10 protein-coding genes are annotated in these 12,567 nt (G+C 69.5%); 7 read left to right on the top strand and 3 right to left on the bottom strand.

What is annotated here, in order from left to right; translation table 11 throughout:
- The first annotated feature begins 53 nt into the window (after positions 1–53).
- The 3 genes from HW837_RS29945 to HW837_RS29935 all read left to right on the top strand — a co-directional run bounded on the left by HW837_RS29945 (position 54) and on the right by HW837_RS29935 (position 4,443).
- Positions 54–758, top strand: coding sequence for an HAD family hydrolase (locus tag HW837_RS29945; protein ID WP_045557083.1), 705 nt, complete (start codon positions 54–56; stop codon positions 756–758).
- A gap of 405 nt (positions 759–1,163) precedes the next feature.
- Positions 1,164–2,768, top strand: coding sequence for an ABC transporter substrate-binding protein (locus HW837_RS29940; RefSeq protein ID WP_193380444.1), 1,605 nt, complete (start codon positions 1,164–1,166; stop codon positions 2,766–2,768).
- Positions 2,769–2,859: 91 nt separating this feature from the next.
- Positions 2,860–4,443, top strand: coding sequence for an ABC transporter substrate-binding protein (locus tag HW837_RS29935; RefSeq protein ID WP_045557085.1), 1,584 nt, complete (start codon positions 2,860–2,862; stop codon positions 4,441–4,443).
- A gap of 94 nt (positions 4,444–4,537) precedes the next feature.
- On the opposite strand, the gene HW837_RS29930 is transcribed toward HW837_RS29935, so the two are convergent.
- Together HW837_RS29930 and HW837_RS29925 are read right to left on the bottom strand one after the other, a co-directional pair.
- Positions 4,538–5,209, bottom strand: coding sequence for a response regulator (locus HW837_RS29930; protein WP_045557086.1), 672 nt, complete (start codon positions 5,207–5,209; stop codon positions 4,538–4,540).
- A gap of 15 nt (positions 5,210–5,224) precedes the next feature.
- Entirely contained in the window at positions 5,225–6,148 is a 924-nt protein-coding gene (locus HW837_RS29925; RefSeq protein WP_045557087.1) for a RecB family exonuclease, read from the bottom strand.
- A 545-nt stretch (positions 6,149–6,693) separates the two neighbouring features.
- On the opposite strand from HW837_RS29925, the gene HW837_RS29920 reads away from it, so the two are divergent.
- The 3 genes from HW837_RS29920 to HW837_RS29910 all read left to right on the top strand — a co-directional run bounded on the left by HW837_RS29920 (position 6,694) and on the right by HW837_RS29910 (position 10,096).
- Positions 6,694–8,253 (top strand): site-2 protease family protein, encoded by a 1,560-nt coding sequence (locus HW837_RS29920; protein ID WP_107073708.1) that lies wholly within the window; start codon positions 6,694–6,696, stop codon positions 8,251–8,253.
- A gap of 171 nt (positions 8,254–8,424) precedes the next feature.
- Positions 8,425–9,327 (top strand): tRNA (adenine-N1)-methyltransferase, encoded by a 903-nt coding sequence (locus HW837_RS29915; protein ID WP_045557089.1) that lies wholly within the window; start codon positions 8,425–8,427, stop codon positions 9,325–9,327.
- Between the two features lie 193 nt (positions 9,328–9,520).
- Entirely contained in the window at positions 9,521–10,096 is a 576-nt protein-coding gene (locus HW837_RS29910; RefSeq protein ID WP_045557090.1) for a hypothetical protein, read from the top strand.
- A gap of 90 nt (positions 10,097–10,186) precedes the next feature.
- Here HW837_RS29910 and HW837_RS29905 read toward each other — a convergent pair whose 3' ends face one another.
- Positions 10,187–10,492: a ferredoxin gene (locus HW837_RS29905; RefSeq protein WP_045557348.1), complete on the bottom strand. Its 306-nt coding sequence runs from the start codon at positions 10,490–10,492 to the stop codon at positions 10,187–10,189.
- A gap of 281 nt (positions 10,493–10,773) precedes the next feature.
- On the opposite strand from HW837_RS29905, the gene arc reads away from it, so the two are divergent.
- Complete coding sequence (arc, locus tag HW837_RS29900; RefSeq protein WP_045557349.1) at positions 10,774–12,540, top strand: proteasome ATPase; 1,767 nt, start codon at positions 10,774–10,776, stop codon at positions 12,538–12,540.
- Positions 12,541–12,567: the final 27 nt, after the last annotated feature.

Below are 12,567 nucleotides of genomic sequence, written 5' to 3'. Positions count from 1 at the left end.
GCCGGTTCCCCACCCGGGAACCGGCCTGCTCGTCCCACAAGGAGGTGCGCCGGATGACCACGACGATTCCCGCGCCAGGAACCCGTACGGCCGAAGGCTCGGCCCTCCAGGCCGTGCTCCTGGACATGGACGGCACCCTGGTGGACACCGAGGGATTCTGGTGGGACGTGGAGGTCGAGGTCTTCGCCGGCCTCGGACACGCCCTCGACGACTCCTGGCGCCATGTCGTGGTCGGCGGACCCATGACCCGCAGCGCGGGCTTCCTGATCGAGGCCACCGGCGCCGACATCACCCTCGCCGAGCTCACCGTGCTGCTCAACGACGGCTTCGAGGCACGCATCGGGCGCTCCCTGCCGCTGATGCCCGGCGCCTCCCGGCTCCTCGCCGAACTCGCCGCGCACGGCGTCCCGACCGCCCTGGTCTCCGCCTCGCACCGGCGCATCATCGACCGTGTGCTGACCTCTCTCGGCCCCCAGCACTTCGCGCTGACCGTCGCCGGCGACGAGGTCGAGCGGACCAAGCCCTTCCCCGACCCCTACCTGCTCGCGGCCTCCGGCCTCGGCGCGGATCCGACCCGCTGCGCGGTCATCGAGGACACCGCGACCGGTGTCGCCGCCGCGGAGGCCGCCGGATGCCACGTCGTCGCCGTCCCGTCCGTGGCCCCCATCGCCCCCGCCGTCCGGCGCACCGTCGTGACCTCGCTGGAAGAGGTCGACCTGCCATTTCTGCACGGCCTCATGGCGATCACGGCCAATTGAAAACGCAAGGAATTCCAAGATCGCGCCCACGGCCCCGCCACGCGGAATTCGACGGGCCGCGATGACTGAATTCCCGCACAGGGGAATACCTTTCCACCTGTGACGTTGCCCACTTCCCAGGGCCGCCGACGCGGCGGCCCGACGCCCTCAGACCCCGAGTTCGAGGGCGTCGGGCCCGCCTTTGTGTCCTGATTGGCGAAGCGTGCCCCAAACATTCCGTGGGCACTACACCATTTGTGTCCACACCCGGTTCCGCAGCGTGATGGGAACTCAACTCCGGTGCGCGCGGGCCCCTCTGGCGGTGCGGGCTAATCTCGTCGCGAGAACATCGCCGTACTTCCCGGGACACGCTCGCACCACCCCGCCAGCACCCGTCTCGGAACACAGCTCTGGAGAATCGCGAGCATGAACCGCAAGACCTTGGTGCTGTCGGCCGTGATCGGTCTGCTCACCCCGGTACTCGCCGCCTGCGGTGCCACCGACAGCGCGGGCGACAGCGGTGACGCGATCGTCGTCGGCACCACCGACCAGTTCACCGCCTCGAAGGGCGCCCCGGCCCCCATCGACCCGGCCTACGCCTACGACGTCGGCACCTGGAACATCCTCCGCCAGACCGTCCAGACCCTCCTGGTCCAGCCGCGCGGCGACGGCGAACCGGAGCCCGAGGCCGCCTCCAGCTGCTCCTTCACCGACTCCGGCAACGAGCGCTACGCCTGCACCCTGCGCGACGGCCTGAAGTTCGCGAACGGCGACCCGATCACCGCCGAGGACGTGAAGTTCTCCATCGACCGGGCCCGCTCCCTCAAGGCCGACAGCGGTGTCTTCGCCCTGCTGTCCACCATCGACCTCGTCGAGACCAAGGGCGACAACGAGGTGATCTTCCACCTCAACAGCCCCGACGCGACCCTCCCGTACAAGCTCTCCACCCCGGTCGCCGGCATCGTCAACCCGGCCGACTACGACAAGGGCAGGCTGCGCGACGGCTTCGAGGTCGACGGGTCCGGCCCGTACACCCTGGACGCCGAGGTCGAGAACAACGAGCTGGTCCGGGCCGTCTTCACCAAGAACCCGAACTACAAGGGCCAGTTGGACCCGAAGAACGACAAGGTCGAGCTGCGCTCCTACGCGAGCGCCGACGCCATGGGCACCGCCCTGAAGAACGGCGACATCGACCTGATGACCCGCACGATGACCCCTGAGCAGATCACCAAGCTCTCCGACGCGGCCGACAGCGACATCGACGTCATCGAGTCCGCCGGGCTGGAGATCCGCTACCTCGCCTTCAACACCGACGCCTCACCGGTCAGGAGCACCGCCGTCCGCCGAGCCATGGCCGAGGTCATCGACCGGGGCGAACTCGTCTCCAAGGTGTACGGCTCCCAGGCCGAACCCCTCTTCTCGCTGGTCCCCGCCGGGATCACCGGCCACTCCAACTCGTTCTTCAACAAGTACGGCGACCCGGACGTCGCCAAGGCGAAGTCGACCCTGGAGACGGCCGGCGTCACCGCCCCGGTCAAGCTGACCCTGCACTACACGACGGACCACTACGGCGCCGCCACGAAGAAGGAGTTCGAGCTGCTGAAGAAGCAGCTCGACGACAGCGGCCTGTTCGACGTCACCATCAAGGGCACCCCCTGGTCCACGTTCCGCCCCGCCGAGCAGGAGGGCGAGTACGCCGTCTACGGCATGGGCTGGTTCCCGGACTTCCCCGACGCCGACAACTACCTCGCGCCCTTCCTCGACAAGGACAACTTCCTCGGCTCGCCCTACGCGAACAGCGAGATCCGCGGCAAGCTGATCCCCGAGTCCCGCCGCGCCGCCGACCGGCTCTCCGCCGCGGAGAGCCTCGCCGGCATCCAGGACATCGTCGCCGACGACGTGCCCGTCCTGCCGCTGTGGCAGGGCAACCAGTACGTCGCCGCCCGCGACGACGTCACCGGCGCCGAGTACGCCCTCAACGCCGCCTCCACCCTCCAGCTCTGGGAGCTGGGCCGCGGCAGAAGCGACTGACCGGACCTCACCACCCCTCCGGACCAGGGCCGTTCGGCCTCGGGGGAGCCCGGAGCGCCCGCAATGCACCCACGACACAAGGCATCCATACGTGAACATACGCACCCAGTGGCCCGTCCTGACCATGGCGACAGGGCTTGCCGCCGGCCTGCTGACCGGTTGCGGCACCGACTCGGGGGGATCCGGTGACTCCGGCTCCAACGTCGTGATGGGAATGTCCGACGACGTCCTGGCCACCGACCCCGCCTCCGGCTACGACCCGGGATCCTGGCTCCTCTTCAACAACGTCTTCCAGTCGTTGCTGAGCTTCCCCAACGGCGCCACCGAGCCCGAACCGGACCTCGCCAAGGAGTGCTCCTTCGCGGCCGGGGGCACCACGGTCTACGAGTGCACCCTCAAGGACGGCCTGAAGTTCAGCAACGGTGAGGCGCTCACCGCGAAGGACGTCAAGTTCTCCTTCGACCGCATGCTGAAGATCAACGACGACGCCGGCCCGGCGATCATGTTCCCGATGCTCGACAAGGTCGAGACCCCGGACGACAAGACCGTCCGCTTCGACCTCAAGTACGCGGACGCCACCTTCCCCAGCAAGATCGCCTCCGGCGCCGGCTCGATCGTCGACGAGAGCTCCTACGACGCCGACGGCCTCCGCAAGGACGGCCAGGCGGTCGGCTCCGGCCCCTACAAGCTGGAGTCCTTCGGCGAGGACGAGGCCGTCTTCACCGTCAACGAGAACTACCAGGGCACCGCCGACGTCGAGAACAGCGGCGTCACCCTCAAGTTCTTCCACGGTGACCAGGACGCCCTGAAGAAGTCCCTGCTGGAGGGCGACCTCGACGTCACCTACCGCGGCCTCAGCGCCTCCGACATCTCCGACATCGAGACCGACACCTCCACCGCCAGCGGCATCGAGATCGTCGACGGCACCGGCGCCGAGGTCCAGCACCTCGTCTTCAACATGGACGACCCGGTCACCGGCAAGCTCGGCGTCCGCCAGGCCATCGCCTACCTCCTCGACCGCGAGGCACTCGTCGACGAGGTCTACCAGGGCACCGCCACCCCGCTGTACTCGATCATCCCGGCCGGCATCACCGGCCACAACACGGCCTTCTTCGACACCTACGGCGCCCGCCCCTCCAAGGCCAAGGCCGAGGCCGCGCTCCGCGCCGACGGCATCGACGACAAGGTCGAACTGACCCTCTGGTCCACCCCGTCGCGCTACGGCCCCGCCACCGACCAGGAGTTGAAGGCCGTCGCCAAGCAGCTCAACGACAGTGGGCTGTTCGACGCCAAGGTGGAGTCCGTCGCCTTCGATCGGTACGAGAAGGACATCGCCGCCGGCAAGTACGGCGTCTACGTCAAGGGCTGGGTCCCCGACTACCCGGACCCCGACAACTTCACCGGCCCCTTCTTCGGCAAGGGCAACGTGCTGGACAACAACTACACCAACAACACCATCACCGGTGAACTCCTCACGAAGACCGCCGCCGAGAGCGAGCGCTCCTCCACGGAGCAGGAGTACGCCGAGCTCCAGAACATCGTCGCCACCGACGTCCCCCTCATCCCCGTCTGGCAGGCCAAGCAGTACGCCGTCGTCCGCGACGACGTCTACGGCCTGGAGTACTGCCTGGACGCCTCGACCGTCTTCCGTTTCTGGGAGATCAGCAAGGGCTGACACCGAGCACGGGCCGACACCACGGCCCCGTACGACCGAGGGCGCTCCCTTCCACAAGAAGGGAGCGCCCTCGGTGCGTACCGCCCGGTGCGCGCTACTGCGCGCCGGGGCGCACCAGCCCGCTCTCGTACGCGTACACCGCCGCCTGCACACGGTCCCGCAGCCCCAACTTCGTCAGCACATGGCCCACATGCGTCTTCACCGTGGTCTCGCTGACGAACAGATCGGCGGCGATCTCCGCGTTCGACAGCCCCCGGGCCACCAGCTTCAGCACCTCGACCTCACGGTCCGTCAGCGTGTGCAGCGTGTCCGGCACCGGCTCCTCGCCCGACGGCAGATGCTCCGCGTACTTGTCGAGCAGCCGGCGCGTGATGCTCGGCGCGAGCATCGCCTCCCCGTTCGCCACGACCCGGATCGCCTGCACCAGCTCATTGGCCGGAGCGTCCTTCAGCAGAAAGCCGCTGGCCCCCGCCCGCAGCGCCTCCACCACGTACTCGTCCAGATCGAACGTGGTCAGCACCAGTACCTTCGCCGGGCCGTCCCGTCCGGGGCCGGTGATCTGACGGGTCGCCTCCACCCCGTCCATCCGGGGCATCCGGATGTCCATCAGCACCACATCGGGCTGGAGCGCCCGCACCTGGTCGATCGCCTGGAGGCCGTCCCCGGCCTCCCCGACGACCGCGAGGTCCTGCTCCGCCTCCAGAATCATCCGGAAACCGGTACGCAGCAGCGGCTGGTCGTCGACCAGTAGGACGCGGATGGCCACGAAAATCTCCTTCGGCTAGTCCGGGCCCATTCTGCCCTGCGCCTCGCCGACAGACTCGGGTGACCTCACCTGGAGGGGGTACGGCGGGGGAGTCCCACCGAACTCCGGACACACCGCCTGGTGATCGCACCAGCCGCACAGCTTCGTCGGCCGCGGCCGCCAGTCACCCGTCTCCGTGGCCAGCCGGATCGCCTCCCACAGCGCCAGCAGCTTGCGCTCCACCCGCTCCAGATCGGCGACCACGGGGTCGTACGTCAGCACGTCACCACTGCCGAGATAGACCAGCTGAAGACGGCGCGGCACCACCTGCTTCAGCCGCCACACCACCAGCGCGTAGAACTTCATCTGGAACAACGCGCCCTCGGCGTACTCCGGTCGCGGTGCCTTCCCCGTCTTGTAGTCGACGATCCGCACCTCGCCGGTGGGCGCCACGTCCACCCGGTCGATGATCCCGCGCAGCCTGAGCCCCGACTCCAGCTCCGCCTCCACGAACAACTCCCGCTCGGCGGGTTCCAACCGCGTCGGGTCCTCCAGCGTGAACCAGCGCTCCACCAGCTGCTCGGCCTCCGCCAGCCAGCGCGCCAGCCGCTCGCCCTCCGCGTCGTCCGCGAACAGCTCCACGACCTCCGGCCTGGACTCCCGCAGCCGGTCCCACTGCCCGGGCACCAGCGACCTGGCCCGCGGCGCCGTCCGCTCGGCCGCCGGCGCGTCGAAGAGTCTCTCCAGCACCGCGTGCACCAGCGTGCCGCGGGTCGCCGCCTCGCTCGGCTTCTCCGGCAGCCGGTCGATCACCCGGAACCGGTACAGCAGCGGACACTGCATGAAGTCACTGGCCCGCGACGGCGACAGCGAGGCGGGCGGCGCGGCGGCCCGCACGACAGGACGGTCGCCCTCGCCACCCACGGGAACGGCGGGGGTGCCCTCGGTGCTGGTTTCCATGACCACAGACCATACGGCCCACCACTGACAGTGACAGCCACGGGCCAGTACGACCGCCGGCCGACACCGTGTCCGCCGGCACCTGTGTGCCTCGTGCGACGCGGGGGAAAACAGAGGGGGTGCCGGGGCGGAACGTGTCCCGGTGACGGCATAGCATCGACGACAGACCCTTCCGCCCGGCCACCGGGTGCGGAAGACGCTTCGAACGAGGGGACATCGTGGAGACGAGCGGCGGGAGCGGGCAGCCGCGGTCCGACAGCGAGCAGGCGCCCGAGCGCGCCCACCGCGACGCGACCGGGACACCGGCGAACCAGGACGCCCCCACCGACCCCACCACCGACCGCCCGGCCGCCCCCGCCCCGACGACCGCGAACCCGACGGACAGAGCGCAGAGTCCCACCGCGTCCGACGCCGACGGCGAAACCACCGACGCCGCCACGCCCGCCGACGACGCCAAGGCCGCCGACAACGGCAAGGCCGCTGCTGACTCGGCGTCGGCCGGCAATGGCTCGACGGCCGACACCGGTACGACGACCGGCACGGGCATGACACCCGGCAAGGGCACGCCTGCTGAAAACGGCGCGACGGCCGACACCGGCACGACGGCCGGAAACGGCAAGACGGCAGGCAACGGCGAGGCTCCAGACCCCTCCGCCACGCCCCCTGGCACCGGGACGCCAGCCGACGCCGGAACGGCGACGCCGCCGAGCGACCCGCCCACCGCCTCCACCCCCACCGACCCGGTGAAGGCCCCCGCGCCCGCCGACCCGGAGCAGGCTCCCGCCCCCGCCGACCCGGAGCAGGCTCCCGCGCCTGACGGCCGGGACGAGGCCTCCGCCCCCGCCGACCTCACCAAGGCACCCGCCCCGGCGGACGAGTCGGAGCGCACCGCCACGTCCTCGCGCCCCTTTGCCCACTCGGACGCCGCGCCCAAGCCCCCCGAGCGCCCCAAGGAGCCCGGCGGCGGCATCCTCATGGGCCGCCCCTTCGGCGTGCCCGTATACGTCGCGCCCAGCTGGTTCCTGGTCGCCGCCCTGATCACCTGGGTCTTCGGCGGTCAACTCGACCGCGTCCTCCCCGAACTCGGCGCCCTCCGCTACCTTGTAGCCCTCTTCTTCGCGGTCGCCTTCTACGGCTCCGTACTCGTCCACGAACTCGCCCACACCATCGCCGCCCTGCGCTACAAGCTGCCCGTGCGCCGCATCCAGCTCCAGTTCTTCGGCGGCGTCTCCGAGATCGAGAAGGAGTCCGAGACCCCCGGCCGCGAGTTCGTCCTCGCCTTCGTGGGCCCCCTCCTCTCCCTGATCCTCGCGGGCGTCTTCTACGTCGCCCTGCTGGCCGTCGAGCCGGGCACCGTCCCCGGCGTCCTGCTCGCCGGCCTGATGATCTCCAACCTGATCGTGGCCGCGTTCAACCTGCTCCCCGGCCTGCCCCTCGACGGCGGCCGCATGCTCCGCGCCGTCGTCTGGAAGATCACCGGCAAGCCCATGAGCGGCACCATCGCCGCCGCCTGGGTCGGCCGCGCCCTCGCCGTCTCCGTCCTCATCGGACTCCCGCTGCTGACCCAGTCCGGCCTGCTCGGCTCCGCCGCCGAGGACAGCGTCGGCATGGACACCGTCCTGGACGCCCTGCTCGCCGCGATCCTCGCCGCGATCATCTGGACCGGCGCCGGCAACAGCCTCCGCATGGCCCGCCTGCGCGAACACCTGCCCGAACTCCAGGCCCGCGCCCTCACCCGCCGCGCCGTCCCCGTCGAGACCGACACCCCCCTCTCCGAGGCCCTCCGCCGCGCCAACGAGGCCGGCGCCCGCGCCCTCGTCGTCGTCGACCCCGACGGCGAACCCCTCTCCCTCGTCCGCGAGGCCGCCATCGTCGGCGTCCCCGAACACCGCCGCCCCTGGGTCGCCGTGAGCGGCCTCGCCCAGGACCTCACCGACGGCATGCGCGTCTCCGCCGAACTCGCCGGCGAGGAACTCCTCGACGCCCTCCGCGCGGCCCCGGCGACGGAGTACCTGGTGGTCGAGGCGTCCGGAGAGATCTACGGAGTCCTGTCGGCAGCCGACGTGGAACGAGCCTTCGTGAAGGCCATGGCCCGCCCCAGCTGAGCGGGTCCTCGAGGACCCCGGTGCGGTACCGCAGCTGAAGGGGCGCGAGGCGGTATCGACGTGCGGCTCCGCCACGTGGGCGCGACCAGCCACGACGAACCCGGAGTGCCCCACGGGCCCTGGCTCACCCGGTGGTCGGCGGCCCCGTCAAACGCCGGTAGGCTGAGTCACATGTCCGAACCGACCGGTGCCGCCCGCCGTCGCGGGCCCTTCAAGGTCGGGGACCAGGTCCAGCTCACCGACCCCAAGGGACGCCACTACACGTTCACGCTCGAAGAGGGAAAGAACTTCCACACCCACAAGGGTTCCTTCCCGCACGACGAGCTGATCGGCGCTCCCGAGGGCAGTGTTGTCCGCACCACGGGGAACGTCGCCTACCTGGCGCTCCGCCCCCTGCTCCCCGACTACGTCCTGTCCATGCCCCGCGGCGCCGCCGTGGTCTACCCCAAGGACGCGGGGCAGATCCTCGCCTTCGCCGACATCTTCCCCGGCGCCCGCGTCGTCGAGGCCGGCGTCGGCTCCGGCTCGCTCAGCAGCTTCCTGCTGCGCGCCATCGGCGACCAGGGCATGCTGCACAGCTACGAGCGTCGCGCCGACTTCGCCGAGATCGCCCAGGCCAACGTGGAGCGCTACTTCGGCGGCCCCCACCCCGCCTGGCAGCTCACCGTCGGCGACCTCCAGGACAACCTGAGCGACACCGAGGTCGACCGCGTCATCCTCGACATGCTCGCCCCCTGGGAGTGCCTGGAGGCCGTTTCCAAGGCCCTCGTCCCCGGCGGCATCGTCTGCTGCTACGTGGCCACCACCACCCAGCTCGCCCGGACCGTCGAGTCCATCCGCGAGATCGGCTGCTTCAACGAGCCGAGCGCCTGGGAATCGATGATCCGCAACTGGCACATCGAGGGCCTCGCCGTCCGCCCCGACCACCGCATGATCGGCCACACCGGCTTCCTGCTCACCGCCCGCCGCCTCGCCGACGGCGTCGAGCCCCCCATGCGCCGCCGCCGCCCCGCCAAGGGCGCCTACGGCGAGGACTACGCCGGCCCCAACGCCGACGGCGGCTCCGGCCGCTGACCTACGTACGACGAACGCGCCCTCGACGTGGCCGAGTTCCCCGCAGCGCCCGGGAACTCGGCCACGGCGCTTTCCCGTTGACGCGCCACCGAAAAGCTGCGGGAACCACGTACCCCGCCGTTCCACCCCCCTGTGACGTGTGGCACCATGCGGGTCATCCCAACCGGCACAGCACCCTCAGGAGACGCTCCTAGTGCAGCAATCCGCCGTCCCGGAACTGGCACACACGCACACCCGCCCCATCCACTGGCTCGCCACGGCCACCGCCCTCGCCGGCGTCGTCGCCCTGTCGTCCGCCCTCCAGCCCGACGCGGCGAGAGCGGCCCAGCCGGCCCCCGAGGCGGCCCACGCCCCCGCCGCCGTGACACCCCCCGACCCCGCCGAGGTGGACCTCCCGCTCGACTGCGGACCCGTCGGCGTCGTCGTGAAGAAGCAGGCGTCCGGGGACCTCGACGGGGACGGCCGGCCCGAGACCGTGGCGGTCGTCCACTGCGACGCCAGCATGGGCACCCCGCCCGACGGCGTGTACGTACTCACCCGCTCCACCGACGCCGCGCAGCCCCGGGTCGTCGCCACCCTGGTGAACCCCAAGGACCGCACCACCGTCTCCGACTTCGCCGTCCGCGACGCCGCCGTCACCGCCACCCTGCACGGCTACTCCTCCGCCGAGGTCCCCAACTGCTGCCCGGACGTCACGGACCCCGTCAAGTGGCAGTGGAAGAACGGGGCGTTCGTGCGCTCCACGCCCGCCGGGGCACAAAGCGTCTGACACCGGCCGCTCCCGGACGAACGGGAAGTGATCATCCGGCAAACCCGGTGTGAGAAAGCAGACAACGGGCCACGCGGAGTGCCCGCAGGGTCACTCCGCGTCAGGTCCGAAGACCTCGACCCTGTCCGAAACGCGACGTACATGGATGCACTCACCCGGACACTCCTTCGCGGAGTCCACGACATCCGTGAGAAGCGGCAGCGGAACGGGCGTTGTCGCCCCCGGGGCCTGCAGCAACTCGTCGGCCGGACTCTTCACGTAGGCCAGTCCGTCGATGTCCAGCTCGAACACCTCGGGCGCGTACTGCACGCAGATGCCGTCACCGGTGCAGAGGTCCTGGTCGATCCAGACCTCGAGCGCCTCGCCCGCGGCCCCGGCCTCCTGCTGCACGCTCATCTCTCCTGCCGCCTCATGCGTCGGGTCACTCATCGAGTCATTCATCGATTCATTCGTCGAGCCGGTCGGGAACGATGCAGGCTCTGACGGGTGTTGAACACTTCGACCCTACCCGGGGCGGCTTCCCAATCATGTTCGGTGGGTATTCCCCTGGCGTGAGGGAGAGCGCAAGGGTGAAGATCGGACACACCCCGACCGTCTTTGTGATCTAGGGGTTTCAATCGACACCCACCCAGGTAGGGTCTGGAAGCGTCCAGCTCCCCTTGGAGGAGGTGAGGACCGTGGCAGCCCACGACGACGACATGAACCGCGGCATCCGCCCGGGACGAGGGTCCGACGACCCGGCCGGGCAGATTGCCTACCTTGAGCAGGAGATCGCCGTCCTGCGACGCAAGCTCGCCGACTCTCCGCGACACACGAGGATTCTCGAAGAGCGGATCGTCGAGCTGCAGACCAATCTGGCCGGCGTGTCCGCACAGAACGAGCGGCTCGCCAATACGCTCCGTGAGGCCCGCGACCAGATCGTGGCCCTCAAGGAGGAAGTCGACCGGCTCGCACAGCCGCCGGCCGGCTTCGGAGTCTTCCTCGCGGCGAACGAGGACGGCACGGCCGACATCTTCACCGGGGGCCGAAAGCTCCGGGTGAACGTCAGCCCCAGCGTCGACCTGGAAGAGCTCCGGCGCGGCCAGGAAGTGATGCTCAACGAGGCCCTCAACGTGGTCGAGGCCATGGAGTACGAGAGCGTCGGCGACATCGTCACCCTCAAGGAGATCCTCGAGGACGGCGAGCGCGCCCTCGTCCAGGGGCACACCGACGAGGAACGGGTGGTGCGGCTCGCCGAGCCCCTGCTGGACATCACCATCCGCCCCGGCGACGCCCTCCTGCTCGAACCCCGCTCCGGCTACGTCTACGAGGTCGTGCCCAAGAGCGAGGTCGAGGAACTCGTCCTCGAAGAGGTCCCCGACATCGGGTACGAGCAGATCGGTGGCCTCGGCAACCAGATCGAGATGATCCGCGACGCGGTCGAGCTCCCCTATCTCTACCCGGACCTGTTCAAGGAGCACGAACTGCGCCCGCCCAAGGGCGTCCTGCTCTACGGACCCCCCGGATGCGGCAAGACGCTCATCGCCAAGGCCGTCGCCAACTCACTGGCGAAGAAGGTCGCCGAAGTCACCGGCCAGGCCCAGGGCAAGAGCTTCTTCCTCAACATCAAGGGCCCCGAGCTCCTCAACAAGTACGTCGGCGAGACCGAGCGACAGATCCGCCTGGTCTTCCAGCGTGCGAGGGAGAAGGCCAGCGAGGGCACCCCCGTCATCGTCTTCTTCGACGAGATGGAATCCCTCTTCCGCACCCGCGGATCCGGCGTCAGCTCGGACGTGGAGAACACCATCGTCCCGCAGCTGCTCGCCGAGATCGACGGCGTGGAAGGCCTGCAGAACGTCGTGGTCATCGGCGCCTCCAACCGCGAGGACATGATCGACCCCGCGATCCTGCGCCCCGGCCGGCTCGACGTGAAGATCAAGATCGAGCGTCCGGACGCCGAAGCGGCCAAGGACATCTTCCAGAAGTACCTCACCGAGCGTCTCCCCCTCCACACGGATGACCTCGGCGAACACGGCGGCTCGAAGACCACCACCGTCCAGAGCATGATCCAGACGGCAGTGGAACACATGTACGCCGAATCCGAGGAGAACCGCTTCCTGGAGGTCACCTACGCCAACGGCGACAAGGAAGTCCTCTACTTCAAGGACTTCAACTCCGGCGCCATGATCGAGAACATCGTCGGCCGCGCCAAGAAGATGGCGATCAAGGACTTCCTCGACAAGAACCAGAAGGGTCTCCGCGTCTCCCACCTGCTCCAGGCCTGCGTGGACGAGTTCAAGGAGAACGAGGACCTGCCCAACACCACCAACCCGGACGACTGGGCCCGAATCTCCGGTAAGAAGGGCGAACGGATCGTCTACATCCGTACCCTGATCACCGGAAAGCAGGGCGCGGACACGGGTCGCTCCATCGACACGGTGGCGAACACCGGACAGTACCTGTAAAACACAGGGCGGCTGCGGGTGCCCTCA

This window comes from Streptomyces caniscabiei (assembly GCF_014930365.1).
GTDB lineage: Bacteria > Actinomycetota > Actinomycetes > Streptomycetales > Streptomycetaceae > Streptomyces > Streptomyces caniscabiei.
The sequence above is the reverse complement of the archived record's forward strand: the minus strand, read 5'-3'. Positions and strand labels throughout refer to the sequence as shown.